We start from the raw sequence: 26,269 nt of genomic DNA on the forward strand, positions 1-26,269 counted from the left end.
TTTGCAACCTGTTTCTGCGACCTGATATGACGGCTTGATGTTCGACATCTCTCCCGCCGAATGGACGGCGATCCTGCTTTCGCTCAGGGTCGCCGTCATTGCCACGCTGGTCGCGACGCCGTTCGGCATTGCGCTGGCGTGGCTGCTCGCGCGGCGTGATTTCTGGGGCAAGTCGGTGCTCGACGCACTCGTGCACCTGCCCCTGGTGCTACCGCCCGTCGTCACCGGTTATCTGCTGCTGCTCAGCTTCGGTCGCAAAGGCCTCATTGGCAGCTTTCTCGCCGACCATCTCGGCATCGTTTTCGCGTTCCGCTGGACCGGTGCTGCGCTCGCCTGCGGCGTGATGGCGTTTCCGCTGCTGGTGCGGCCGATGCGACTGTCGATCGAGGCGATCGACCGCCGGCTTGAGCAGGCTGCGGAGACCCTCGGCGCAGCGCCGTGGAAAGTGTTCTTCACGGTGACGCTGCCGCTGGCGCTGCCGGGCGTGCTCGCCGGCATGGTGCTGGGCTTTGCCAAGGCGATCGGCGAGTTCGGCGCCACCATCACCTTCGTCTCCAACATTCCAGGAGAGACCCAGACGATTTCGTCCGCGATCTATTCGCTGATCCAGACGCCGGACGGCGATGCCGCTGCGGGAAGGCTCGTGATCGTCTCGATCGTGCTCGCGATCGGTGCGCTGATCGCGGCCGAATGGTTCGCCCACCGCGCCACGCAGCGGCTGCACGGGAATTGACCATGCTGCGCGTCGACGTCGAAAAACAGCTCGGTGAATTCTCGCTGTCCGCTTCCTTCAGCAGCGAGGGGCGCGTCATCGGGCTGTTCGGCGCCTCGGGCGCCGGCAAGAGCTCCCTGGTCAACATGATCGCCGGCCTGCTGCGGCCTGATCGCGGCACCATCGCGATCGACGGCGAGATCGTCGACGACACCGCGGCCGGCATTCACGTGCCCACTTACCGCCGCCGCATCGGCTACGTGTTCCAGGATGCGCGGCTGTTTCCGCATCTGAGCGTGGCGCAGAACCTCGACTACGGACGGCGAATGAACGGGCTTGCGCCCGATCCGGCGCAGCACAAGCGCATCATCGACCTGCTCGACATCGGCGCGCTCAGGGATCGCCGTCCCGGGAAGCTGTCCGGCGGCGAGCGCCAGCGCGTCGCGCTCGGCCGCGCGCTGCTGTCGAAGCCGCGCCTCCTGCTGCTCGACGAGCCGCTCGGCGCGCTCGACGAGGGCCGCAAGCTCGAGATCCTGCCCTACCTGGTGCGACTGCGCGACGAGGCCAATGTGCCGATGGTCTATGTCAGCCACGACGTCGCCGAGCTGCGCCAACTCGCGACGCAGATCGTGATGCTGAAGCAGGGACGGGTGACGTCGTTCGGCGGGGTGAAGGTGCTGACGTGATCGGGCCAACCCCCGCTACCAGCCGCGGTCGACGTTTCGCACTTCGCCGGTCCGGGCATCCACATCGACCTCGATCCAGCGGCCGGCGCGGTCGCGGCCCTCAATCTGCCATTCGTCGCCGAGGAAGTTCGTGTGCGACACCGTCGCAACGCCAAGATCGGTCGCGACGTCAAGCGCAACCTGCATCGAGATCTGATCGCCGGTGTCGTAGGCCATAGCCGGCGCCGCTGCGCCCAGCACGAGGACAGTCGCGATCGGAAGGACGAACTTTCGCATTGGCGTACTCCTGTCAGTCCAAACTTCTATACAGCTTAGAACGAGAGGCAATGCGGAGCGTTCCGGATCCGGATGTCACGAAGCCGCGCAAAACTTCGGCGGCTGCGGCGATTTGGTGGCAGTTCCTCTTCGCAAGTCAAACTCCGGCGACCGAAGTCCAGACATCGGCGAGCTTCTTTCTCACCGCCTGCGCGCGGGTCAGCGGCGGCGGCGTTTCGTCTTCTTCCGGCAGACGCAGGCCGACGACGTTGACGCGGCCGCCGGAGATTGATCGTGCGACCAGCACGATCTCGTCCAGCGGCAGCTCGGCGCCCTCTTTCGGCGCGTGGTCGAGATGGACGTCGAAATAATCTGCCAGGGTCAGCTTGCCGTCGTCCTCGCCGACCTTCACACCATAGATCGCGGCGAGCTCGGCGAGCGTGTGCTCGCCGGAGACCATGAAGTCGCCGAGCAGATGCGGATCGGGCGCGGTGCTCGGCTGCATGTCGACGAAGAAACGGTCGAGCGCTTCGGCCTTTTCCGGCGGCGCCAGCAGATAGATGTAGTCGCCCGGTGCGATCGGATCGGCCTCCGTCGGCGTCAGGATGTGCTCGTTGCGGATCACCAGTGTCGGCTTGGACCAGGACGGGATCAGGCCGCGACGGAAATACAGGCTCTTGGGCCGCACCGGATAGCCGACCAGCTGCTGCTCGAGCTGGCCGGGCAGATCGAGCTCGACGCGGCGGGGGCCGCGGTCGGCGCGGGGCAGCGCCACGTGCAGCTTGCGCGCGGCCGGCGCCAGGGTCCAGCCTTGCAGCAGAAGCGAGATGATGACGACGACAAAGGCCACGTCGAAATAGAGATAGGCCTTGGGCAGCCCGACCAGCATCGGGATCGAGGCCAGGAAGATCGCGACCGCACCGCGGAGGCCCGTCCAGGCGATGAAAATCTTCTCACGCCAGTTGAAGCGGAACGGCGACAGGCACACGAACACCGCGAGCGGGCGCGCCACCAGCATCAAGACCAGCGCGACGGCGACCGCTGGCAGCACGCTGGAACCCAACCGGCTCGGCGAGACCAGAAGGCCGAGCAGCACGAACATCACGATCTGCGCCAGCCAGGTCGCGGCGTCGAGGAACGTCACCACCGAATTATGCGCGCGGGTCGGCCGGTTGCCGATGATGATGCCGGCGAGATAGACCGCGAGGAAGCCGGAGGCGTGCATGATCTGCGAGCCGCCGAAGATCACGAGCGCGGCCGTGGTCACGAAGGGCGCATGCAGGCCCTGCGGTAGGGCGACCTTGTTGAGCGCGATGACGACGAGGCGGCCGCCGATGACGCCGACGACGGCGCCCAGCACCGCCTCCTGGATGAACTCCATCAGCACATGGCCGGGCGAGCTGGTACCGACCGAGATGTATTCCACCAGCATCAAGGTGAGGAAGATCGCGAAGGGATCGTTGGTGCCGGATTCCGCCTCCAGCGTCGCGCCGACGCGCGGGCGTAGACGCAGGCCCTGGGTGTGCACCAGGAGGAACACGGCCGCAGCGTCGGTCGAGGCCACCACCGCCCCGACCAGCAGCGACTCCGACCAGTTGAGGTCGAGCGCGTATTTGGCGAACGGCGCCGTGACCAGCGCGGTCAGCAGCACGCCTGCGGTCGCGAGCACCACGGACGGCGCAAGCACGGTGCGGATGCTGGCAAAGCGCGTGCGCAGGCCGCCGTCGAACAGGATCAAAGCGAGCGCGACGGAGCCGACCAGATAGGTGGTGCGGACGTCGTCGAACTGAAGCTGACCTGGGCCGGAATCGCCGGCGAGCATGCCGATGATGAGGAAGACGAGCAGCAAGGGCGCGCCGAAGCGCAGCGCCAGCAAGCTGGAGAGGATGCCGGCCATGACGAGGACGGCGCCGAGCAATATGGCGAGACTGACGGAATCGAGAGAGGCCATCCACCTTCCGGGTAAAAAATCGCTGGAATTTCATCCTTATCGTCGGTGGACTCGCGCGCCAACCCATTTTCGCGCTTCGCGGCAATCTGCCCGTGTTTTACGGCCTTAACGCGCTTCACTTCACGGTGTATCGATGGCCCGGCCGCGTCCTTTGTGGGATTGTCCGGCGCCCTCGAATCAATTCCTCCCCGCTTGCCGACGAGACCCGATGGACATGGACCTCAAAGACTTCATGGAGTTCGTGCAGACCACCGCACGCAGCGTCGGGGCAGAATTCTCCTCACCCTGGTTCTACCTGCAATTCGGCCTCATCCTGGCCGCCGCCGGCATCGCCTATGCCGCGGAGGCCGCCATTCGCAGCCGTGTCGACCTGACCTCGCTGGCGATGCGCTGGCCGCTGCCGCTCCGGCATTTCGTCCGGGTCATGGTCGCCAGCGCCTCGACGGCGGTGTTCACGCTGCTCGTGATCGTCTCGCGCGTGGTGATGTATCACGCGACCTGGCCGAGCCGTTCCTATCTCCTGATGGTCGCAGCCAAGCTTGGTTTCGCCTGGCTCGTGATCCGGCTCGTGACCTCGGTGCTGCGCAACGCCTTCATCGTCAAGCTGGTGTCGATCACGGCATGGTTCATCGCCGCGCTCTCCATCGTCGGCCAGCTCGATGCGACGGTCGACCTATTGGATTCCTTCGCGATCGTGCTCGGCGGCCTCAGGCTGACCCCCCTCCTGGCGCTGAAGGCCGGCGCGCTGCTGCTGATCGCGCTCTGGCTCACCAACATCGCCAGCAATTTCGCCGAGAGCCGGATCAATTCGACCACCGACCTGACGCCGTCGGTGCAGGTGCTGCTGGTCAAGATCATCCGCATCGGGCTGCTCACGGTCGCCATCGTGATCGCGCTCGGCGCGGTCGGAATCGACCTGTCGGCGCTCGCGGTGTTCTCGGGCGCGGTCGGCGTCGGCATCGGTATCGGCCTGCAGAAGATCGTCGCCAATTTCATCTCGGGCATCATCCTGCTCGCCGACAAGTCGGTGAAGCCCGGCGATCTCGTCACCATCGGCGACAATACCGGCCGCATCAGCGCGATGAAGACGCGCTATATTTCCGTCGCTGCCGGAGACGGGCGCGAATTCCTGGTCCCGAACGAGGATCTGGTGACGCAGAAGGTCGTCAACTGGACCTATACCGACAAGAACACGCTGGTGAAGATCGCCTTCGGCACCAATTACGACGCCGACCCCAAGCTGGTTTGTACGCTCGCCGCCGAGACCGCCGCCGCTCATCCGCGCGCGCAGAAGGGCAAGCCGCCGACCTGTCTCCTGACCGAGTTCGCGGAAGCCGGGATGAAGTTCTCGCTGACCTTCTGGATCGCCGACCCCGACGGCATGGACAAGGTCAAGAGCGACGTGATGCTGGAGCTATGGGACGCCTTCAAGCGCGAGGGCATCCGGGTTCCCTATCCCGTCCGCGAAATCCGTATCCGCGGCGGCGCCCTGCCGGTGGAAACCGCCGTGGAAGTCCCGAATTAAGACGCTTTCGTAAGCCAAGGCTGGTAGGGCTCTTGTTTTGACGCGTTTTCTTCACGCGAACCGGTAGCCACTTCGCTCGAAAACGCTTGGCTCGGCTTGCATGAAGGCCGCCAATCATTAAATTGGGGCGTGAAATCAAGCCTTTCCGCCGATATCGAGATCAGCCCGAGAAGACCTGACACGCATGAGCTACGTCGACGCCACCGAGACCTCCCTGCGCAAGACCGGTCAGATCAAGCTGCACGGGCCTGCCGCCTTTGCCGGCATGCGCAAGGCGGGCGCGCTGGTGGCCAGGTGCCTGGACGAGCTCACCGACATCGTCGAGCCGGGCGTGCCGACCTCCAGAATCGACGAATTCGTCCGCGACTTCGCCTTCAGCCATGGTGCCTATCCGGCGACGCTGATGTATCGCGGCTACCGCTACTCGACCTGCACCTCGCTCAACCATGTTGTCTGCCACGGCATGCCCGGCGACCGTCCGCTGAAGGAGGGTGACATCGTCAACATCGACGTCACCTTCATCGTCGACGGCTGGTATGGCGATTCCAGCCGGATGTATGCGATCGGCCCAATCGCCCGCAAGGCGGAGCGGCTGATCGAGGTGACCTATGAAGCCATGATGCGCGGCATCGCCGCGGTGAAGCCCGGCGCCACCACCGGCGACATCGGCCATGCCATCCAGAGCTTCGTCGAGCCGCAGGGCATGAGCGTGGTGCGCGATTTCTGCGGCCATGGCCTCGGCCGCATGTTCCACGACGAGCCGAACATCATCCATATCGGCCGGCCCGGCGAGGGCGTGCAGCTCAAGCCCGGCATGTTCTTCACCATCGAGCCGATGATCAATCTCGGCAAGCCGCATGTGAAGATCCTGTCCGACGGCTGGACCGCGGTGACCCGCGACCGCTCGCTGTCGGCGCAGTTCGAGCACTCCGTCGGCGTCACGGCGACCGGCGTGGAGATCTTCACGCTGTCGGCGCGGCACGGCGAGAAGCAGATCGGGTGAGCCCGGTGCGTCAGCTATTGCTAGCGGCGGCCCCCTTTGGCGGGTGGCGATTCTGCCTTTGCGCACCAACGCGTCGAGGACGCGCTTACTGACCTAGGCCCGAGTCCGGGTCTCGGTTGATCGTCCCAGATCTTGCCTTCGCCAGAAGGCCCCCCACAACAGCGCTGAGACGCACGCGACGGGCAACAGGCGGCCGACGTCGAGGTGAAAGCACGTGCATGATAGGAAAAGCATGACCACAATCACGTCGGTTTCGCTGACTGCGCAGGGAGTCGCACCTTTCCATGATCCGCCTCCGGTGTTCTAATGCAGGCGTCTTGACTGGGCATGGAGATATGGTCATGGCGGGTTCTGTCGATCGGTGGCGGACGACATGAAGATCTACCTGCCGGACAACGAGCAGGCGCGGCAGCAAGCCCTCGAAACCTATCGCATTCTCGATACGCCGCCGGAGATCGCCTATGATGAACTGGCGGACTTGGCGGCGCAGATCTGCGGCTGCAGCGCCGGGCTGCTGACCTTCCTCGACGACAAGCGACAATGGCTCAAGGCCAAGTGCGGCCTGCCGCCTGACCTTACGCACGTGCCCAAGGAGATCTCGATCTGCCAGGCGACGATCTGCCATGACGATCTCATGTATGTGCCTGACCTCACGAAGGATCCGAGGTTCAGCGATTCGCCGTTGGTCGCCGGCGAGTTCGGGCTGCGCTTCTATTGCGGCATGCCGCTGATCAGCGAGGAGGGATACGCGCTCGGAACGCTGTGCGTCATCGATTTCGAGCCGCGCGAGCTCAGCTTCGAGCAGCAAGAAGCAGTGCGGCGGATCTCGCGTCAGGCCGTGGCTCAGCTCGAGCTCAGACGTAGACTCCGCGAGCGCGACGAGATGCTGGCCGAGCTCGACAAGGCGCGCGCAATGGCGGAGGCGGAGCGGAGCAAATCAGATGCGCTCCTGCTCAACATCCTCCCCCCTGCGATCGCCGAGGAGCTCAAGGCCAACGCGAAGGTGCGGCCGCGCTTCTACCAGTCGGTCAGCATCCTCTTCGTCGATTTCGCCGACTTCACCCGGCACGTCGAGGCGATCGAGCCGGCGCAGGTCGTGCACCAGCTCGACGAGTACTACAGCACGTTCGACGAGATCATTGCGCGCCATCGGCTCGAAAAGATAAAGACCATCGGCGATGCCTATCTCTGTGCCGGCGGCCTGCCCGAGATCAACCGGACGCACGCTGTCGATGCCGCGCTGGCGGCGCTCGAGATTCAGGACCTGCTCGCCAAGGCGAACCGTCAGCGCGAACGGCTGAGGCTGCCGCTCTGGATGGCGCGAATCGGCATCAACACCGGCCCGGTCATCGCTGGCGTCGTCGGAACGCGCAAGTTCAGCTACGATATCTGGGGCAACGCGGTGAACGTCGCCGCGCGTCTGCAGGCGGCCGCCGATCCCGGACGGATCAACATTGCCGAGGCGACCTGGAACCAGGTCAAAGCGCGCTTCACCTGCGAACCGCGCGGCAGCATCGAGGTGAAGGGCAAGGGGCCCACCCCGATGTACTTCCTCGATCGTATCAGGCCGGACCTGGCTGCCGATCCCGCAGGCGTCGTGCCCAACGATAGCTTCTGGCGTCACCAGGGCCCATGATCGCCAGCTGAGACGAAGGGCGGGAAAAACGGTCGGCTGATCATCATCCGCTTCATGCCGGAAGCGCACCTATGCAAGGCGCGCGCAATTGACGGTTGCAAAAACCACCATCCCCGGCAATGCTGGCGGCCGATGCCCGCGAAGCCTGACCACGACAAAAGCAAGCCTGACGAGACGCCGCATTATCTCGGTCATCGCGAGCGGCTGCGCGAGCGCTTCTATAGCGCGGGCGCGGATGCGCTCAGCGATTACGAGCTGCTCGAGATGGCGCTGTTTGCCGCGCTGCCGCGGCGCGACACCAAGCCGCTGGCGAAGACGCTGATCAAGACCTTCGGCTCGTTCGCCGAGGTCGTGCATGCGCCAGTGGCGCGCTTGCGCGAGGTCGAGGGGGTCGGCGAGTCCGCGATCAACCAGCTCAAGCTGATCGCCGCGGCCGCGCATCGCGTTGCCAAGGGCGAGGTCAACAGCCGCAACGCGCTGTCATCCTGGAACGAGGTGATCGCCTATTGCCGCACAAGCATGGCGTTTGCCGACAAGGAGCAATTCCGCCTGCTGTTCCTGGACAAGCGCAACCAGCTGATCGCCGACGAGGTGCAGCAGACCGGCACGGTCGACCACACCCCGGTCTATCCGCGCGAGGTTATCAAGCGCGCGCTGGAACTATCGGCGACCGCGCTGATCCTAGTGCACAACCACCCCTCCGGCGATCCCTCGCCCTCGCAGGCCGACATCCAGATGACCAAGGCGATCATCGACATCGCAAAACCGCTCGGGATTGCCGTGCACGACCACATCATCGTGGGCAAGAGCGGGCATGCGAGCCTGCGCGGAATGCGGTTGATCTAAGCCAATCAGAACGCCTGGTTCTTGGCGGCTTTCAAGTGGTTTTCCGCGGCTGTGATGCCGGCGAATGCCTTCAGCGTCAGAGCGGTCGGTTGCGGCTTCCATTCCGCAACCAGTTTCTCGGCCTTCTCGAGCTCAGGCTTCGATAACATCGAAGCCATCTCGTTGACATTCTTGGCCGGCGCCACCTTCGACAGCTTGAAATAGGCATACGACAGGGACACGTCCCTCGGCGTGCCCTTTCCTGCGGAATATGCGCGGGACAGGCTGAAGAGGGCGCTAGGGAGCCCCTGGTCGCCGGCCATCTTCCACCACTTCAGCGCTTCTTCCCTATTCCCTTGCCGGTCATACATGAGAGCGACATCGTGCTGGGCACGCGCGTAGCCGGCCTTGGCGGACACAAGCTTGTACTTCAATGCCTGATCCGGATCCGTTGCGACGACGCCCACGCCTTGCCCGTCATAATAGCAGCCGAGCTTATAGGCTCCGAGCGGATCGTTGGCCGCGGCCGATTTTTGAAACCACTCGAATGCCTGGCTGCGATCCTGCTGTGTGCCGATGCCGTTATTGTGCATCATGCCGACATGATATTGCGCCTCCGCATCTCCGCGATTGGCCAACGCGACCATCGCATTGAAGGTGCGGCTGTCATTCGCGCTGGCGGGCGTCGCGACAAGCAGAAGGCACGAAAAGGCCAGGGCAACGAATTTCATGTCAAAGCCCGATCGAGTTTGAACGATTCCTTGTCTTGGTCTCTCCAGACGCGAGAAAAGTTCGAGCCGGCAATATTCCGGGGTCAAGGCGATTTTTGGCCCATCCGAGTTCGTCCCGTCAGGGCACGACCAAAGGCCGCGCGGCCTTAGCGGTCTCGGCCGACGCCTTACTGCCGCAGCATGATCAGGGGATCGGCGGTGTCGGGGACGCGGCGCCACTGCGCGTTGTCGTCGGCCTCGAATTGCCAGGCTTCGCCCGATTTCGACATCAGGATGATCTGGCCGCGCTCGAGGCGCCATTGCGTCGGGTTGAACTGCGCGATCGTGGCGTCGCATCTCGGCTTGAGGAAAACCTGGAAATTGTCCGCATCAGCCTCGGTGTTGGTCAGCGTCAGCCCGCACACCGGCTGGCCGTTGCGGCGCACCATCGACCAATCGCCGATCATCTGGTCCATTGACTTCGCCATCGAGCGCGCGGCGGCGAGATCCTGCAGAATGTAGACGCCCTCACCCTGGCGCAGGCCCTCGAAGATGCCGGCCTCGACCTCGGTGAAGTCGATCACGGCTTCGCCGGTCGCATCCTGCAGGCGCACGATGTCGAGGCCCCTCACGCTCCAGGCCACGATGTCCTTGGTGAAGGGCAGCGCGGTCTTGCAGGACGGCTCCAGCTCCAGCTTGAAACCCTGGCCTGCGGCGTCAGCCTTCAGCGTGACGACGCAGGTCTTGCTGCGCTCGGTGGTCGAGAGCTCCCATTGTCCGGGCATCTGCTTCTTCAGGCTCGCCGCATCCTGCGCATGCGCGATGCCGATCGCGGCCAAGGAGGCCGCGACGGCGCCGATCGCGGCCAGGCAGGCCGCAACGACATATGCGAGAAGGCGACGAGCGATCATCAGCGTCCCTTGACCGGCGTTTCCGCAACCGGCGTCAGCGGCGCCTTGCCGGCGAACCAGGCCTTGAGATTGTCGACCACGAGCTGGTCCATGGCGTTGCGCGTCACCACCGAGGCCGAGCCGATATGCGGCAGCAGCACGACGTTCTGCATGGTCTTGAGCTCGTCGGGCACGTTCGGCTCGGCCGCAAACACGTCGAGCCCGGCGGCGAGAATGGTGCCGGATTTCAGCGCCTGGATCAGCGCCGGCTCGTCGATCACCGAGCCGCGGGCGACGTTGACCAGCACGCCGCGCGGGCCGAGCGCCTTGAGCACCTCTTCATTGATCATCTTGTTGGTGCTGGCACCGCCGGGCACGATCACAACAAGCGTGTCGACCGCTTTCGCCATCTCGATCAGGTCAGGATAGTGCTTGTACGAGACGTCCTTGGAGGGATTGCGGGAGTGGTAGACCACCGGCACCAGCGAGGCATCTAACCGGCGCGCGATGGCCTGGCCGATCCGGCCCATGCCGACGATGCCGACCTTGCGGTCGCGCAGCGAGCCGACGCTGAGCGGATAGTTCTGGGTCTGCCAGAGCCCGGAGCGGACATAGCGGTCGGCCTTGATGAACTCGCGCAAGGTGGAGATCAGAAGGCCCATCGCGACGTCGGCGACCTCCTCGGTCAAGACGTCGGGCGTGTTGGTCACGATAATGCCGTGCTCGGCCGCATATTTGGCGTCGACGTGGTCGTAGCCGACGCCGAAGCTCGCCACCATCTCCAGCTTCGGCAGCTGCGACAGCGAGTCCTTGTCCGCGCGCACGGTGTGGTAGGTCACCGCGACGCCGCGGATCTTGTCGCGCACCGCGGGCGTCAGCCGCTCGAGATCGCCGCGCGTCTCTGCCTTGTGCACGACGAAATGATCGGAAAACCCGTTCTCGAGGATCGGCCGCACCGGCCCATAGATCAGAAGGTCGATCTTTTCGGACGAAATCGAACCGGCAGCCATCAGTTTTCCTTTCCAAGCGCGCTCTCATGCCAGCGCCGTAAAACGAGGTGGGAAACTAGCGCCAGCACCCCATAGATGACAATCCCGGCCAGCGACAACAGAAGCAGCGCGGCAAACATGCGGGGTATGTTCAAGCGATAGCCTGACTCGGCGATCCTGTAGGCGAGCCCGGAGCCGGCGCCGGCCGTTCCGGCCGCGATCTCGGCCACGACCGCGCCGATCAGCGACAGCCCGCCGGCGATGCGCAGGCCGCCGAGAATGTAGGGCAGCGCCGCCGGCAGCTTGAGGAAGCGCAGGGTTTGCGGCTTCGATGCGCCATAGAGCTGGAACAGGCCGGCGAGGTTGCGGTCCACCGAGTTCAGCCCGAGCGTGGTGTTCGACAGCACCGGGAAGAAGGCGACGATGAAGGCGCAGACGACCACCGCGGTCTGCTGCTCCAGATAGATCAGCAAGAGCGGCGCGATCGCGATGACAGGCGTCACCTGCAGCACGATTGCATAGGGGAACAGCGAATATTCCACCCATTTCGACTGGTTGAACAGCAGCGCCAGTGCGATGCCGCCGATGCTGGCGGCGACAAAACCTTCGAGCGTGGTGACAAGCGTGGTCGCCAGCGATTGTGACAGCACCGCCCTGTCCTTGATCAGTGTCAGCACGATGACGGAGGGCGCCGGCAGCACGTAAGGCGGGATCTCCCTGATGCGGACCACGAGTTCCCAGGCAAAGAGGCCGGCTGCGAAGACGATGACGGGCAGCACGAAGCGCATCGCGCGTTGCGCGCCGGACGATTTTGCGGGCACGGGAGCTTGAGCGTTCATAGCGTCGACTGCCCCGAATAGGACGGCGCCAGCGCGGCCGACACGCGTCGGCAATAATCGGAATAGGCCGTCGAGGTGCGAAACTCCTCGCCCCGCGGCTCGACCGTCTCGATGCGGATGTCGGCCTGGATGCGGCCGGGGCGCGCCGTCATGACGACGACGCGCTGCGACAGATAGACGGATTCGAACACCGAATGGGTGACGAAGATGACGGTCTTGCGTAAGCCTCGCCACAGCGCCAGCAGATCGTTGTTGAGGCGGAAGCGCGTGATCTCGTCGAGCGCGGCGAACGGCTCGTCCATCAGGAGGATATCGGGATCGGTGACAAGCGCACGCGCCAGCGACACCCGCATCTTCATGCCGCCGGAGAGCTCGCGCGGAAAGCTATCTGCAAAATCGGCAAGGCCGACGCTCGCCAGTGCCGCGTCGGCACGCGCGCGCCCCTCCGCTTTCGGCACACCGCCGAGCTTCAGCGGCAGGCGCACGTTCTCACGGACGTTGGCCCAGGGCATCAGGGTGGGCTCCTGGAACACGAAACCGATACCGTGGCCCGGCTGCGGCACGCCCTCTTGCCGTGCCACCCGCACCGTGCCCGACGACGGCGCGCTGAGCTCGGCGATCAGCCGCAACACTGTCGACTTGCCACAGCCGGAGGGGCCCAGCAGCGAGATGAACTCGCCCTTGCGAACGGCAAGGTCGAACGGGCCGAGCGCCATCACGCCGTTGTCGTAAACCTTCGTCACGCCGCGCAGGCTGACGGCGAGAGCCGTCAGGCCGGCCTCGACGGTAGATGAGGCCTTGTGCTCGATCATCGATGGCCGGCAGCTGTGGGTATCGGTCGAGCAGCGTCCCTCACCTCTTCCCGACGGGGAGAGGTCGGCGCGTAGCGCCGGGTGAGGGGCCTCAGGTCCCACGAGAGAGCGTAACCCCTCACCTGCATCGCATCTTGTGATGCGATGCGACCTCTCCCGTCGGGAGAGGTGTAGAATGCCGAGCCACCTACGCCTGACCTCACCATGCGTTAGGGCTTGTTCGGGCGCAGCTCGACGCCGACGCCCTTGTTGACGAAGCGCAGCGTGTAGGATTTGCGGTAGTCGAGATCCGCCTTCACGACCCCAGCCTTGACCATCTTGTTGAAGAAGGAGGCATAGCGCTCGTCGCTCATTGCGCCGATGCCGTTCTTCAAGCTGTCGCCGGAATCGACGATGCCGTGCTCCTTCATCTTGACGACGGAATAGGCCAGGAGATCGTCGGTCATCTCCGGGTTGAGCTGCTTGATCAGGGCGTTGCCGGCGGAATTGTCCCGGTAGAGGTAATTGTACCAGCCGATCATGGAGGCATCGACGAAGCGCTGCACGAGGTCAGGCTTCTTCTCGACGATCTCGCGGCGGGTTTCGATCAGCGTCGAATAGGTGTTGAAGCCGTAATCAGCGAGCAGCAGCACATTGGGCTTGAAGCCGGCGGCCTTCTCCACCGCAAACGGCTCGGAGGTGACGTAACCCTGCATCGCGCTCTTCGGGTTGGCGATGAAGGGCTGCGGATTGAAATTATAGGGGCGGACGTTCTTGTCGCTGAAGCCGTATTCGGATTTCAGCCACTGGAAGTAGCTGGTCATGCCTTCCTTGGAGACGAACAGCGTCAGCGGCTTGAGGTCCTCGATCTTGGCGACCTTGGCGTCGGGCTGCGTCAGCATCACCTGCGGATCCTTCTGGAAAATCGCGGCGATGGTGATGACGGGAACGTTGTTGGCGACGGCATCGAACGACATCAGCGTGTTCGCGGCCATGAAGAAATCGATCTTGCCGGCGATCAGCAGCATCCGGTTGTTCTCGTTCGGGCCGCCAGGGACGATGGTGACGTCGAGGCCGTATTTCTTGTAGGTGCCGTCGGCGACCGCCTGGAAGAAGCCGCCATGCTCGGCCTCGGCGACCCAGTTGGTGCCGAAGGTGACCTTGTCGAGCGTTTGGGCGCGCGCCGGCGCAAAGGAGGCAAGAGCGGCCAACAAGCCCGCAATTAACGCTCGCCGCAGATGAAAGGGGGTCATATTGGCACTCCGTCGATCGTGGCTGGCCCAATCGCGACTGGTCCGGGTGAAGGCAACGCGATAGAACCGCATGACATCAGGGGATGCGAGCCGCCCGGGCCCGCATCCCCTCAAACCGCAAATTACGTGACAAATTCGGGCAAGGAAACCTCGATGACGCCCTCCCGCGACTGGATCGACATCGACTGGGCTGATGCGAGCCCGGGCGAGGTGTCGCGCTGGATCGCGGTTTTGCCGCTGGCGGCAACCGAGCAGCACGGTCCGCATCTGCCGCTGACGACGGACGTGCTGATCGCGGACGCCTACCTCGCACGTGTGCGCGAACTGTTGCCCGCCAGCGTTGCGGCGACCTTCCTTCCGGTCGAACGGGTCGGGATCTCCACCGAACATATCGACTATCCCGGCACGCAGACGCTGCCGACTGAAATCGCGCTGAGGAAATGGGCAGCGATCGGCGCGGACGTTGCACGCCGCGGCGTTAGGAAGCTCGTCATCGTCACCAGCCATGGTGGCAATAGCGCAGCCATGATGCTGGTTGCGCAGGACCTGCGCGCGCATCACAAGCTGTTCGTGGTGACGACGTCGTGGTCGCGGCTCTCGGGCGCGGACAAATTGTTCCCGGCCGATGAAGTGCGGCACGGCATTCACGGCGGCGCGGTCGAGACCTCGATCATGCTGGCGCGCTATCCGGATCAGGTGCGCAAGGATGCGATCGCCGATTTTCCCGCGAGCAGCATCGCGATCGAGCAGCAATATCGCTGGCTGTCGACGCAGCGGCCGGCGCCGTTCGCCTGGCAGGCGCAGGATCTCAACACCAGCGGTGCCGTCGGCAACGCGACGCTGGCGCAGCCAGAGAAGGGCGAGCAGCTGCTCGATCAGGGCGCGACGGCGTTCTGCGAGCTGCTGGGTGAGGTCGATAACTTCGACGTGAACAGGCTTGCCAAGGGTCCCCTCGGCTAGGGGGCATCTTCCTGGATTCATTCAGGAAAGATCTATTCTTCGCGAGCACGTTTGCGGTCTTCGAACCGGACGCGAGCAGCCTCCGTCCAACTGGGCACGCGGGCCACAACGGACCGCCTCAACCCCGGATGGAGTTTCACATGTCGATCAAGACCAAGATTGCCGCCGCAGCTCTCGCTGCTCTCACTGTTGCCGGCAGCATCGCATCCACCACCACCTCGGCCGAAGCCAAGCAGCCCGGCTGGGTCTGGGGCGTCGGTGCCGGCATCGCCACCGCCGCCGTCGTCGGCTCCGCGATCGCCGCCAGCAACGATCCCTATTACCACGGCTATCACCGCTGCGGCTGGGTCGCCCAGTACAACGCCTTCGGCCAGTACGTCGGCCGCGTTCGCACCTGCTACTGATCTGAGTATCTGAGGCCGATCTCCACGTGGATCCCGCGTCCGACACGGGCGCCTCATCCACCCCGTGTCGTGCCCCCGACCCCGCCCGGCTGTCCCCCCGGGCGGGGTCATTCCGTTTTGGATTCCGGGATTTTGTTGCACCCGCGTCACACAGCAGTGCGAACTCTCCTCCGCGACACCGCAACGTGAGTTGCTCTTGCGAATTATTCGCAATAAGGCTTGTCGCAGATTCAGGAGCTTGGGACGAAGTCGAGGCGAATCGAGACCATCCCGGCCGGTCGCCTCGAACGCGGAGGCATGGTGACAGAATCGCCGCGACCCGGCAGGGATATCGCGGCGGGTGGGACACATTCGCGTTTGCGGGGGCGTGCGTTTGAGGTTGAGGGGTCACAGACACCGGTGCTTGCGAACGGCCGCGGCGATTGCCACGGGCGTGCTGGCTTTTCCGACCGCCGGCCGCGCGGCCGATCTGCCGCTGAAGGAGCCGGCCTTGAGAGCGGTCTATGACTGGACCGGTCTCTATATCGGCGCGCATGCCGGCTACAGCCGCGGCTCGTCGCGCTTCGCGCTGAACGACGGCACCGCACTCGGCGACAGCGGCGTCTTCAGCGGCATGATCGGCGGCGTGCAGGCGGGCTACAATTACCGCCTCAACTCCGGCTGGCTGGTCGGCGTCGAAGGCGATTTTACGTTTCCCAACTACATCACCTCGAACTCGATCGTCTCGTTCCTGGCAACGCCCGCCAACACCGTCACCCAGCAATGGGACTACGCCGCGAGCGTGCGCGGCCGCGTCGGCTACACCAGCGGTCCCTGGCTCATCTATGCCACCGGCGGCTTCGCCTGGATGGGCGAGCGCTATTTCGACGCGCCGGCCTCCGGCGCCGAAATCCCGAAGATCCTGAACACGCGGCCCGGCTGGGTCGCAGGCGCCGGCCTCGAATACGCCTTCGCGCCGCATTGGAGCGCGCGGCTCGAATATCTCTACAGCCGCTTCGACGGCGCCAACGTCGCCTTCTCCACGGGCGCGCAATACACGTCCTCGTCGCTCGACTTCCAGCAGGTCAGGCTCGGCCTCAACCGCAAGCTCGATTGGCCGGGCCTGCCTAGCTATGATCCGAAGAGCTCACTGATCGACACCGAATCGGACCGCTGGGAGATCCACGGCCAGACCACCTATCTGCCGCAAGGCTATCCATCCTTTCCCGCGCTCTATACCGGGCCGAACTCGCTGTCGCCGTCGCGACAGGCCAAAGCCACCTGGAGCAACAGCCTGTTCCTGAACGCGCGGCTGTGGGACGGCGGCGAGGTCTATTACAATCCCGAATTGCTGCAGGGATTTGGACTGAACGACACGGTCGGTGCGGCCGGATTTCCGAACGGCGAAGCGCAGAAGTCGAACTTCCCCTATCCGCACTACAACACCTCGCGCCTGTTCGTGCGCCAGACCTTCGGCTTCGGCGGCGAGCAGGAAGAGCTCGCGAGCGGTCAGCTCCAGCTGGGGCAGAAGGTCGACGTGTCACGCCTCACGATTCAGGCCGGCAAGTTTCCGGTGATCGACGTGTTCGACGGCAATGCCTACGCCAAGGATACGCGCCGGGATTTCATGAACTGGTCGATCTGGGCGCCCGGCGCCTTCGACTATTCCGCCGACAAGGTCGGTCTCACCTACGGCGTCACCGCCGAGCTCAACCAGAAGCAATGGGCGCTACGCGGCGGCTATTTCCTGATGGTCTCCGAGTCCAACGCCAATCACTTCGACACCAGGGTCGGGGAGCGCGGTCAATATTTGCTCGAGCTCGAGACGCGCTTCTCGCTGTTCGGCCGGCCGGGCAAGCTCAGGACCATCGGCTGGCTCGATAGCGCCAACATGGGCAGCTTCCGCGAGACGCTGGACAATCCCGCGCTCAATCTCGACATCGCGCAGACCCGGCGCGGCCGCCTGAAGTACGGCTACGTGCTCAACCTCGAGCAGGCGATCACCGACGATGTCGGCCTGTTCGGCCGCTGGAGCTGGAACGACGGCAAGACAGAAACGCTGGCCTTCACCGACATTCATCGCAGCCTGTCCGGCGGCGTTTCGATCAAAGGCACGACTTGGGGCCGACCCGACGACGTGATCGGCGTCGGCGGCGCGATCAATGCGATCTCGCAGGATTATCGCGAATTCCTCGCCGCCGGCGGCCTCGGCGTGCTGGTCGGCGACGGCGCGCTGAACTACCGCAAGGAACGTATCCTTGAAACCTATTACGCCTATGCGGTGAACAAGAACATCACCCTCACCACCGACTACCAGCTCATCGTCAACCCCGCCTACAATGCCGACCGCGGACCGATATCGGTGTTTTCGGGGCGGTTGCACGGGGAGTTCTGAGCTGCGGCTCGGGCGCGATGAAATCAGGTGATGGCCGTTTCACCTCTCCCGCTTGCGGGAGAGGTCGGCGCGAAGCGCCGGGTGAGGGCTTTCTCCTCTTGGGGTTGTCCCATTGTGGAAACACCCTCTCCCCGACCCTCTCCCGCAAGCGGGAGAGGGAGCGCACTTCCTTTGCAGCGATCAGCTCTGATATCGCGACGTTCTACGCCGCGCGGATCGCGTCCAGGAATTTTCCGACCTCGACCTTGAGCCGGCTGCTCTCGCCGGACAGCGATCTCGCCGATGCGAGCACGTTGGAGGAGGCCGATCCGGTCTGGCTGGCACCGCGCTGCACGTCGACGATGCTGGCGGAGACCTGCTGGGTGCCGCGCGCGGCCTGCTGCACATTGCGTGAGATCTCGCGCGTCGCTGCGCCCTGCTCCTCGACCGCCGCGGCGATGGCGGACGCGATCTCGGACATGCGGGAGATTGTGTCGCCGATCGACTTGATGGCGCCGACGGAGTCCTCCGTCGCCGCCTGGATGCCCGAGATCTGCTGGCTGATCTCGCCGGTGGCCTTGGCGGTTTGCTCGGCCAGCGCCTTGACCTCGGACGCGACGACGGCGAAGCCGCGACCGGCCTCGCCGGCGCGCGCCGCCTCGATGGTGGCATTGAGCGCCAAAAGGTTGGTCTGGCCGGCGATTTGGCTGATGAGCTCGACGACGTCGCCGATCCGCCCCGCAGCCCTGGCGAGCTCGCCGACATGCTCGTTGGTCCGCCCGGCCTGCTGCACGGCCTCGCCGGCGATACGCGCGGAATCCTGAACCTGACGGCTGATCTCGTCGACCGACGAGGCCATCTCCTCGGCCGCGGCGGCAACGGTCTGCACGTTGGTGGAGGCCTGCTCGGATGCGGCGGCAACGGTCGCCGTGACCTTTTCCGATTGCTCGGCCGTGCTCGTCAGCGTTCCCGCAGAGGCTTCCAGCTCCGAGGATGCCGACGAGACGGTGTTGATGACGTCGCCGATCATGGCTTCGAACTCGCGCGCGATCTGATCCATGCGCTGGCTGCGCTTCAGCTTCGCTTCCGCTTCGATCGCGGCTGCCTCGTCGGCGGACTTCTTGGCGAGCAGCGAATCCTTGAAATGCTGGAGCGAGCCGGCGACCTGGCCGATCTCGTCGCTGCGGCCCGTCGCCGGAATCTCGACCTCGTGCTGCCCGGCGGCGAGCGCGCCGATCACATCGGCGATCCGGCCGAGCGGCGTCACCACGCGCCTGCGCAGCATGATGGTTACGCCACCGAGCGTGCCGAGCAGGGCCAGCACGGCGACACCGGCCAGTGCGAGCATCGCCAGCGCGCCGTCGCGCGCGGCCGAGGCACGCTCGGCGGCTTCCGCCAGCGCGGCGTCGCGCACGCCGTAGAACATCTGGATGGCCGGCACGATGACCTTCGCCAGTTCGTCGGCGGTGGCAGCATATTTGCCGTCGCTCCGGGCCGCAGGAAGCTCCTTGTCCACAGCAACTGCAGCTTTTCCGAAATATGATTCCGTCGCAGCCTTCAGCGCGGTGGCGATGCGGACGGGATTTCCGAGTTGCTCGAGACCGGCCTCGATGCGCTCGCGATCGACCTCCACGCGTCCCTGCATGCGGTCCATCAGCGACAATTCGGCCGCGGTGAGCGGACGGCGCGCGGAGAGCGCTGGGGACAGCGTGGCCGCACGGCTGCCGGCCGAAACACGCAGGTCCTGCGCCGTCCGCGCCAGGTTCAACAGCGCCGCAAGCGAGGAATCGGCGTTGATCACCTTGGCCTCGAGCTTGTTCATGACAGGCTCGAGATTGGCGAGGACCTCGGCAACACCGGGCAGGAAGCCCTTTGTCACGGCGCTGTCGCGCGTCGCGAGGGGAACGCTCATCGCACGATCGGCCGCGGCGGTGATGTCTTTCAGCCGCCGCGCTGCACGGTCGAGATTCTCGGCAATCGCGCCGCCGTCATCCAGCACCATGACGGCGCGCGTTGCGGCCTCGAAGCCCGCCTCGGCCGTTTTCGTGGCCTTCGTCGCAGCTTCGAGCTGCGCCTGCGTTGCGGCGCCCTCCTGGAAGATCGGTCCGATATAGGGAGCGCGAAGGCTGGCGACGTGCTGGCTGGCCATCAGCGTCGCGCCAAAGGCATCGACCGTCTTGATCGCGTCGGAGCGGTTCGTGAAGATGCGGGCCTGCGGTATCAGCACCTCGGCGCCGAGAATGACTGCAAATACCGTCACCGTCAGCATCGACAGCGCAAAAAGCTTCCCGATCCGCATCCTCAGGTTCCCCGACTTTACTTCTGCAATGTCGAAAACCTAGCCGGCGGGCCACTAAGGGCTCGTTAAGCAACGATCCGTAGTTCCGCGGGGTGTCAAGTCGTCGCGGACGCCCTTGGGAACGCCGTCGCGCGCGGGTTCCCTTTCGGCATGAACAAGCAGAATCGCCAGCACTTCCGCACTGAATACCTATATCAGTGGCTTGCCGGCATCCCGGCCACACTTGCTTACCTCCGGAACGTCAATGCTTTCGCTCGAACTCGCCATCGTCGTCGTCCTGATCGTCATCAACGGCCTGCTCTCCATGTCGGAGCTGGCCGTGGTGTCATCGCGCCCAGCGCGGCTGTCGCTGCTCGCGGCCAAGGGCGTGCGCGGCGCCGAGCGGGCGCTGACGCTGGCGGCCGATCCCGGCAAGTTCCTCTCGACGGTGCAGATCGGCATCACGCTGGTCGGTGTGCTCTCCGGAGCGTTCTCGGGCGCGACGCTCGGGCAGCGGCTGACGCAATGGCTGCTCGAGCTCGGCCTGTCCCCAGGTATTGCCGACATCGTCGGCGTCGGCATCGTGGTCACGCTCATCACCTACGGCACTCTGATCGTCGGCGAGCTGGTGCCGAAGCAGGTGGCGCTGCGCGACCCCGAGAGCATCGCGGTGCGGGTCGCGCCGGCGATGCACGCGCTCGCGAAAATATCGCTGCCGCTCGTGTTTCTGCTCGACGTCTCCGGCAAGCTGATCCTCACGCTGCTCGGCCGCGGCGGCAAGGCCGAGGAGAAGGTCTCGGAGGACGAGATCCATCACCTCGTCAGCGAGGCCGAGAGCGCAGGCGTGCTCGAGCCGGGCGAGAAGGAGATGATCGCCGGCGTGATGCGGCTAGGCGACCGGCCGGTCGGCGCGGTCATGACGCCGCGCACCGAGGTCGACGAGATCGACTTGAACGACGATCCCGCCGCCATCCAGGACATCATCGCCAAGAGCCCGCATTCGCGCTTTCCCGTCTCCGACGGCGACCGCGACAAGCCGATCGGCGTGCTGCAGGCCAAGGATTTGCTGATCGCCTATATGAACGAACGCAGCCCGGACCTGCGCGCGCTCGTGCGCGAGGCGCCCGGCATCCCGGTGTCGGCAGATGCGCGCGACGTGCTGACCATCCTGAAAGCGGCCCCAGTTCACGTCGGGCTCGTCTACGACGAATACGGCGCCTTCGAGGGCATGGTGACCGCCGCCGATATCCTCTACTCGATCGTCGGCGCCTTTCATTCCGAGGAGGGACCGCCCGAGCCGGCCTTCATCAGGCGCGACGACGATTCGCTGCTGGTCTCCGGCTGGATGCCGGTCGACGAGTTCGGCGAACTGCTCGGCATCGAGCTGCCGCCGCATCGCTACAACACGGTCGCAGGCCTCGTGCTGCAACAATTCAACATGCTGCCCGATGTCGGCGATGCCTTCGATTTCGGCGGCTGGCACATCGAGGTGGTCGATCTCGACGGGCGAAGGATCGACAAGATATTGGCGAGCCGATTGACTGAGGTCGAGACGGGGTAGCAGGTGACGGCGCACCCGCTTTTCCTTCTCCCCTTGTGGGAGAAGGTGGCGCGAAGCGCCGGATGAGGGGTTGTCTCCGCACATTCAATCGAAAATTGGATTCGCGGATAGAACCCCTCACCCGTCTCGCCGCTACGCGGCGAGCCACCCTCTCCCACAAGGGGAGAGGGAAACATCATCACCCGAACCTGACCCCGATCCGCTTTTCCTTGCGCCAGACCACCGTGCAGGTCCGATGCGTGCCGTCGGGCTGGACGAACAGGGTGAAATGATCGGGAATGCCGACGGGGCTGGCGACGTCGAGTGCGGCGCCGGTATCGGAGAGATTGCGGACGGTGCAGTCGATCGCGCCGCCGCCGAACTCGATCGTTCCGGCCTTCAGCACGCGATGTCGGGCCTTGTCGCGTCGCTCGTCCATGGGGCGAATCTACACCCAAAGTTGAACCAGCCGTTAAACCCTACCCTCCGCTCTCGGCAATTTGAGGTCCCTGGCCTACGGCAGCCGCAGCCCGCATCTTACAACGCCGGCTGGAACGTCTCGGCGCGCGCCATCTGCCAGGCGTCGCGGAACCGCGGGTCTTCCGTGCCTTCGAGCAGCTCGCCCGGACGCAGCGCCGGATAGAGCTGCGCGAACGACTTCACCTGGGTCGTCGACGTCCGTTGGCTGAAATGGATCGGCCGCAGCTGCTGCGGATGTTCGAGCCCGGCCGCGGCGATCAGCTCGGTCAGCGAGTGCAGCGTGGCGTGGTGATAATTGTGCACGCGGTCGATCTTGAGCGGCACGTAGAGCGCGCGCGCCCGCGTCGGGTCCTGCGTCGCCACGCCGGTCGGGCAGCGGTCGGTGTGGCAGCTCAACGACTGGATGCAGCCGAGCGAGAACATGAAGCCGCGCGCCGAATTGCACCAATCGGCGCCGATCGCCATGGCGCGCGCCATGTCGAAGGCGGTCGCGATCTTGCCGGAGGCGCCGATCTTGATGCGGTCGCGCGCATTGATGCCGACCAGCGCGTTGTGGACGAAATTGACGCCCTCGCGCATCGGCATCCCCAGATGATCCATGAACTCAAGCGGCGCGGCACCGGTGCCGCCCTCATTGCCGTCGACGACGATGAAATCAGGATAGATTCCGGTCTGCAGCATCGCCTTGCAGATCGCCAGGAACTCCCAGGGATGGCCGATGCAGAGCTTGAAGCCGGCCGGCTTGCCGCCCGAAAGGCGGCGCATCTCGGCGATGAACTGCATCATGCCCACGGGCGTCGAGAAGGCGCGGTGCGAGGCCGGCGAGATGCAGTCCTCGCCCATGGCGACGCCGCGGATCTTGGAGATCTCCTCGGAGACCTTGGCCGCCGGCAGCACGCCGCCATGGCCGGGCTTGGCACCCTGGCTGACCTTGAGCTCGACCATCTTGATCTGGTCGTCGCCGGCGACGCGCGCGAACGCTTCGGGATCGAAGCTGCCGTCGAGATGACGGCAGCCGAAATAGCCCGAGCCGATCTCCCAGATGATGTCGCCGCCCATCTCGCGGTGATAGGGGCTGACGCCGCCCTCGCCGGTGTCGTGGGCGAAACCACCCTTTTTGGCGCCGGCATTCAGCGCGCGCACGGCGTTGGGGCTGAGCGCGCCAAAACTCATCGCCGAGATGTTGAACACCGAGGCCGAATAGGGCTTTGCGCAGTCCGGCCCACCGATCACCACACGGAATTTCTCCGTGGCATGCGCCTTCGGCGAGACCGAGTGATGCATCCACTCATAGCCCTCGCGATAGACGTCCTCCTGTGTGCCGAAAGGACGCTTGTCGAGCTCCATCTTGGCGCGCTGATAGACCACCGCGCGGGTGTCGCGCGAGAACGGCATGCCGTCCTTCTCGCTCTCGAAGAAATATTGCCGCATCTCGGGGCGAATCTCTTCGAGCAGGAAGCGGATATGCGCCGAAATCGGGTAGTTGCGCAGCACCGCGTGGCTCTTCTGCAGAAGATCGCGGACGCCGAGCAGGGTCAGCGCGCCGAAGATCAGGATCGGAATCAGCAGGATGTCGAAGATCTTGCCGTCGGAGATGCCGATGCCGATCAGGAGCGCGGTGACCACCGCGCAGATCGTCAGCACGATGAAGCGCGGCGAGAAGGGCAGCAGCAGGGTTTCCATGATCCCCTCCTCCGCCAGCGGCAGGCGTTTCGGGGATGCATGCGTCTTGTTGTCGTCGGCCACGATTCCGATCCTCTCGCCAGCAGAAGGCGTCACGATACGCCCGCGCCTGTCATACGGATATGACGCCGCCCTTGTTTCAGGCTAGCGAATTCGGCCGAGACAAATCAATCAGCCGGATGGACGGATTTTGCGGTGCAGCAGAGGGAGGAGGCGACAGCCGCCACTGAAACTCAGTTGTCGTCCCGGGCAAGCGTCAGCGCAGACCCGGGATCCATAACCACGGGATTACGTGGTGAAAGAAAGCTGTCACTCCGAGCCGTCGCATAACCACGTCCTGTGGCTATGGGTCCCGGATCGGCGCGCGCTTGGGGCGCGCTTGTCCGGGAGGACGAGTGAGTGTGGCGCGCGATCGCGCCACTTCCTCAGCAAAACTCAGCGCTCGACGAAGGCCTTCTCGATCACGAAATGGCCGGGCTTGTTGCCGCTTCCTTCGACGAAGTCGCGGCTCTCGAACATCTGCTTCAGCTCTTCCAGCATCGCCGGGCTGCCGCACATCATGATGCGGTCGGTTGCGATGTCGAGCGGGCCCTGCCCGATGTCGTTGAAGATCTGCTCGGAGCTGATGAGGTCGGTGATGCGGCCGCGATTCCGGAACGGCTCGCGGGTCACGGTCGGATAATAGACGAGCTTATCCGCGAGCAGCTCGCCGAACAGCTCATCCTCGCGCAGGGTCGCGACCAGCTTCTCGCCATAGGCGAGCTCGGAGACCTGGCGGCAGCCATGCACGAGCACGATGGACTCGAACTGGTCGTAGACCTCGGGGTCCTTGATCAGGCTGGCGAAGGGCGCAAGGCCGGTGCCGGTCGAGAGCAGCATCAGCCGCTTGCCGGGAAGCAGGTTGTCGGTGATCAGCGTGCCGGTCGCCTTGCGGCCGACCAGGATGGTGTCGCCTTCCTTGATCTTCTGCAGGCGCGAGGTCAACGGACCGTCCTGCACCTTGATCGAGAAGAACTCGAGTTCTTCCTCGTGGTTGGCGCTCGCCATGCTGTAGGCCCGCAGCAGCGGCCGGCCATCGACCTCGAGGCCGATCATGGCGAACTGGCCGTTCTGGAACCGGAAGCCGGTATCGCGGGTGGCGCGGAAGCTGAACAGCGTGTCGGTCCAGTGGTGGACGGAAAGAACCTTCTCTCGGTAAAACGCGCTCATGATTCTCGATATTCCGAATAACTGCGGTTTTAGGGCAAAAGCGTTGCCCGGCCCTGAAATCGGGGCGGCACCATTTGCCATGGCGGAGGATTTCGCGTGTGTGATCTACGCCATTGAGACCAATAATCAACCTCGTTTCGGATGCAATTGATGCCGGTCAAACGGCATTTGCGGCAGAACTGGTCACATCATTAAGGAATCTGCTGCCTGGCGCGCGTGGAGGATAATTTCTTTTCCCTCCCGGCCTTCATTGCAGCACTTAATTTCCGGCGCGCTCGCAAGAATTTCATTAAGAATAGCTCTGATTTTCAGCCGGTTTGGCGCCGATGCCCGCATTTTTGCGGCTTTTGGCGACAGGAATGACGAAACACCATGGCAAGCGGCGAGCGGATCTTCGTTCAGGCGATCAGGCGGTATTGCGCCGAGAGGGGCATCGCGGTCGATGTCCGCTCCGACGGCTGGCTGATCGCAATGCGCCGGGGGCCGCGGCGCCGTTTCGCCTTCGGCTACGACATCGGCCTCAACAGCGCCATCGCCCATCGCCTCGCCAATGACAAATCGGCCACCGCCGAGGCGCTGACGCTGGCGGAGGTGCCCTGCGTTCCGCATCGGCTGTTCCTCAACCCGAAGCTGGGCGTGCATGTCGCCGGCGCCGATTGGCGCGAGGGGATGCTGGCGCAGCTTGCCCAAAACCCGCAGGGCGTGGTGGTGAAGCCGAACGAGGGGACATCAGGGCGATCGGTGTTCAAGGTGACGACGGAGGCGGAGCTCAACCGGGCGGCCAGCGAGGTCTTTTCGATGAGTACGGGGCTCGTGATCTCGCCCTTTGTCGCGATCGAGGAGGAGGTCCGCGTGGTCCTGCTCGATGACATGCCGCTCGTCGTCTACAGCAAGCAGCGCGGCTCGGATTGGCGGCACAATCTCGATGCCGGCGCAAAGCCGGTGTTGCTGGAGGACGGCGAAGTCCGCGCGGCCTGCGCAAAGCTCGCGATCGATGCCGCGTGCGCCATCAGCATCGTCTTTGCTTCGATCGACGTGGTTCGCGTGAACGGCGAATGGAAGGTGCTCGAGATCAATTCCGGCGTGATGATGGAGGCGCTGGGCAAGCTGCACCCGGAGCTGGTGCAGGCGACGTATGACGCGGCGCTCGACCGGGTGTTTGCGTGACGCTCTGAGCGCCAAGCGCAAGCTGCAACCCCTTCTGCGTGCGGCCGCGTTTTCAGGATGTTCCCGTTGTGAAATGGAAAGCGGCGATCTAGCCTTCATGCAGCGCACGACGCATGCGGCTTGCACGCTT

24 protein-coding genes are annotated in these 26,269 nt (G+C 64.6%); 12 read left to right on the plus strand and 12 right to left on the minus strand.

Annotated features, from left to right (window positions below; genetic code table 11):
- Positions 1–37: 37 nt before the first annotated feature.
- Together modB and modC are read left to right on the plus strand one after the other, a co-directional pair.
- The gene (modB, locus tag GA0061099_RS23405; RefSeq protein WP_036026417.1) at positions 38–733 is read left to right on the plus strand and encodes a molybdate ABC transporter permease subunit; all 696 of its coding nucleotides are present in this window, start codon (positions 38–40) and stop codon (positions 731–733) included.
- A 2-nt stretch (positions 734–735) separates the two neighbouring features.
- Positions 736–1,398: a molybdenum ABC transporter ATP-binding protein gene (modC, locus tag GA0061099_RS23410; protein ID WP_036014214.1), complete on the plus strand. Its 663-nt coding sequence runs from the start codon at positions 736–738 to the stop codon at positions 1,396–1,398.
- 15 nt (positions 1,399–1,413) lie between these two features.
- Here the strand turns inward: modC and GA0061099_RS23415 are convergent, their stop codons facing one another.
- Together GA0061099_RS23415 and GA0061099_RS23420 are read right to left on the minus strand one after the other, a co-directional pair.
- Positions 1,414–1,674: a PepSY domain-containing protein gene (locus GA0061099_RS23415; protein WP_036026416.1), complete on the minus strand. Its 261-nt coding sequence runs from the start codon at positions 1,672–1,674 to the stop codon at positions 1,414–1,416.
- Positions 1,675–1,810: 136 nt separating this feature from the next.
- Positions 1,811–3,604 carry a potassium/proton antiporter gene (locus tag GA0061099_RS23420; RefSeq protein WP_036026415.1) on the minus strand — a complete coding sequence of 598 codons (1,794 nt, stop codon included), beginning with the start codon at positions 3,602–3,604 and terminating at the stop codon, positions 1,811–1,813.
- A 208-nt stretch (positions 3,605–3,812) separates the two neighbouring features.
- Here GA0061099_RS23420 and GA0061099_RS23425 point away from each other — a divergent pair, with 208 nt between their 5' ends.
- The 4 genes from GA0061099_RS23425 to radC all read left to right on the plus strand — a co-directional run bounded on the left by GA0061099_RS23425 (position 3,813) and on the right by radC (position 8,614).
- Positions 3,813–5,129, plus strand: coding sequence for a mechanosensitive ion channel family protein (locus tag GA0061099_RS23425; RefSeq protein WP_036026414.1), 1,317 nt, complete (start codon positions 3,813–3,815; stop codon positions 5,127–5,129).
- Positions 5,130–5,313: 184 nt separating this feature from the next.
- Positions 5,314–6,132 (plus strand): type I methionyl aminopeptidase, encoded by an 819-nt coding sequence (gene map / locus GA0061099_RS23430; RefSeq protein WP_036026413.1) that lies wholly within the window; start codon positions 5,314–5,316, stop codon positions 6,130–6,132.
- A 373-nt stretch (positions 6,133–6,505) separates the two neighbouring features.
- Positions 6,506–7,768 (plus strand): adenylate/guanylate cyclase domain-containing protein, encoded by a 1,263-nt coding sequence (locus tag GA0061099_RS23435; RefSeq protein ID WP_050995972.1) that lies wholly within the window; start codon positions 6,506–6,508, stop codon positions 7,766–7,768.
- 132 nt (positions 7,769–7,900) lie between these two features.
- The gene (gene radC / locus GA0061099_RS23440; RefSeq protein ID WP_036026412.1) at positions 7,901–8,614 is read left to right on the plus strand and encodes a RadC family protein; all 714 of its coding nucleotides are present in this window, start codon (positions 7,901–7,903) and stop codon (positions 8,612–8,614) included.
- Between the two features lie 5 nt (positions 8,615–8,619).
- Here the strand turns inward: radC and GA0061099_RS23445 are convergent, their stop codons facing one another.
- From GA0061099_RS23445 to GA0061099_RS23470, 6 genes are all read right to left on the minus strand, one after another.
- Positions 8,620–9,324 carry a tetratricopeptide repeat protein gene (locus GA0061099_RS23445; RefSeq protein WP_036026411.1) on the minus strand — a complete coding sequence of 235 codons (705 nt, stop codon included), beginning with the start codon at positions 9,322–9,324 and terminating at the stop codon, positions 8,620–8,622.
- A gap of 167 nt (positions 9,325–9,491) precedes the next feature.
- The gene (locus GA0061099_RS23450; protein ID WP_036014220.1) at positions 9,492–10,214 is read right to left on the minus strand and encodes an AprI/Inh family metalloprotease inhibitor; all 723 of its coding nucleotides are present in this window, start codon (positions 10,212–10,214) and stop codon (positions 9,492–9,494) included.
- Entirely contained in the window at positions 10,214–11,203 is a 990-nt protein-coding gene (locus GA0061099_RS23455; protein ID WP_036014221.1) for a 2-hydroxyacid dehydrogenase, read from the minus strand. The genes GA0061099_RS23450 and GA0061099_RS23455 overlap by 1 nt, the downstream gene beginning before the upstream one ends.
- The gene (locus GA0061099_RS23460; RefSeq protein WP_036026410.1) at positions 11,203–12,021 is read right to left on the minus strand and encodes an ABC transporter permease; all 819 of its coding nucleotides are present in this window, start codon (positions 12,019–12,021) and stop codon (positions 11,203–11,205) included. The genes GA0061099_RS23455 and GA0061099_RS23460 overlap by 1 nt, the downstream gene beginning before the upstream one ends.
- Positions 12,018–12,833, minus strand: a complete 816-nt coding sequence (locus tag GA0061099_RS23465; protein WP_036026409.1) for an ABC transporter ATP-binding protein — start codon at positions 12,831–12,833, stop codon at positions 12,018–12,020. The genes GA0061099_RS23460 and GA0061099_RS23465 overlap by 4 nt, the downstream gene beginning before the upstream one ends.
- A 209-nt stretch (positions 12,834–13,042) precedes the next feature.
- Positions 13,043–14,065 (minus strand): ABC transporter substrate-binding protein, encoded by a 1,023-nt coding sequence (locus GA0061099_RS23470; protein WP_036026408.1) that lies wholly within the window; start codon positions 14,063–14,065, stop codon positions 13,043–13,045.
- A 153-nt stretch (positions 14,066–14,218) separates the two neighbouring features.
- Here GA0061099_RS23470 and GA0061099_RS23475 point away from each other — a divergent pair, with 153 nt between their 5' ends.
- From GA0061099_RS23475 to GA0061099_RS23485, 3 genes are all read left to right on the plus strand, one after another.
- Positions 14,219–15,025, plus strand: coding sequence for a creatininase family protein (locus GA0061099_RS23475; protein ID WP_036026447.1), 807 nt, complete (start codon positions 14,219–14,221; stop codon positions 15,023–15,025).
- A gap of 140 nt (positions 15,026–15,165) precedes the next feature.
- Positions 15,166–15,429: a hypothetical protein gene (locus GA0061099_RS23480; protein ID WP_036014244.1), complete on the plus strand. Its 264-nt coding sequence runs from the start codon at positions 15,166–15,168 to the stop codon at positions 15,427–15,429.
- A 403-nt stretch (positions 15,430–15,832) separates the two neighbouring features.
- Complete coding sequence (locus tag GA0061099_RS23485) at positions 15,833–17,803, plus strand: carbohydrate porin (protein WP_036026407.1); 1,971 nt, start codon at positions 15,833–15,835, stop codon at positions 17,801–17,803.
- 202 nt (positions 17,804–18,005) lie between these two features.
- On the opposite strand, the gene GA0061099_RS23490 is transcribed toward GA0061099_RS23485, so the two are convergent.
- Positions 18,006–20,081: a methyl-accepting chemotaxis protein gene (locus GA0061099_RS23490; protein WP_074448061.1), complete on the minus strand. Its 2,076-nt coding sequence runs from the start codon at positions 20,079–20,081 to the stop codon at positions 18,006–18,008.
- A 244-nt stretch (positions 20,082–20,325) separates the two neighbouring features.
- Between GA0061099_RS23490 and GA0061099_RS23495 the strand changes: the two genes are divergently transcribed.
- Positions 20,326–21,621: a hemolysin family protein gene (locus GA0061099_RS23495; protein WP_036026403.1), complete on the plus strand. Its 1,296-nt coding sequence runs from the start codon at positions 20,326–20,328 to the stop codon at positions 21,619–21,621.
- 178 nt (positions 21,622–21,799) lie between these two features.
- Here GA0061099_RS23495 and GA0061099_RS23500 read toward each other — a convergent pair whose 3' ends face one another.
- The 3 genes from GA0061099_RS23500 to GA0061099_RS23510 all read right to left on the minus strand — a co-directional run bounded on the left by GA0061099_RS23500 (position 21,800) and on the right by GA0061099_RS23510 (position 24,972).
- Complete coding sequence (locus GA0061099_RS23500) at positions 21,800–22,039, minus strand: PilZ domain-containing protein (protein ID WP_036026401.1); 240 nt, start codon at positions 22,037–22,039, stop codon at positions 21,800–21,802.
- Between the two features lie 98 nt (positions 22,040–22,137).
- Positions 22,138–23,826: an FMN-binding glutamate synthase family protein gene (locus GA0061099_RS23505; protein WP_370129210.1), complete on the minus strand. Its 1,689-nt coding sequence runs from the start codon at positions 23,824–23,826 to the stop codon at positions 22,138–22,140.
- Between the two features lie 372 nt (positions 23,827–24,198).
- Complete coding sequence (locus GA0061099_RS23510; protein ID WP_036014229.1) at positions 24,199–24,972, minus strand: ferredoxin--NADP reductase; 774 nt, start codon at positions 24,970–24,972, stop codon at positions 24,199–24,201.
- Between GA0061099_RS23510 and GA0061099_RS41315 the strand changes: the two genes are divergently transcribed.
- Complete coding sequence (locus tag GA0061099_RS41315) at positions 24,971–25,123, plus strand: hypothetical protein (RefSeq protein WP_167361669.1); 153 nt, start codon at positions 24,971–24,973, stop codon at positions 25,121–25,123. The two genes, GA0061099_RS23510 and GA0061099_RS41315, sit on opposite strands and share 2 nt — an antisense overlap.
- A 221-nt stretch (positions 25,124–25,344) precedes the next feature.
- Positions 25,345–26,139, plus strand: a complete 795-nt coding sequence (locus GA0061099_RS23515) for an ATP-grasp domain-containing protein (protein WP_036026399.1) — start codon at positions 25,345–25,347, stop codon at positions 26,137–26,139.
- Positions 26,140–26,269: the final 130 nt, after the last annotated feature.

The sequence above is a fragment of the Bradyrhizobium yuanmingense genome (assembly GCF_900094575.1).
Classification (GTDB): Bacteria; Pseudomonadota; Alphaproteobacteria; order Rhizobiales; family Xanthobacteraceae; genus Bradyrhizobium; species Bradyrhizobium yuanmingense.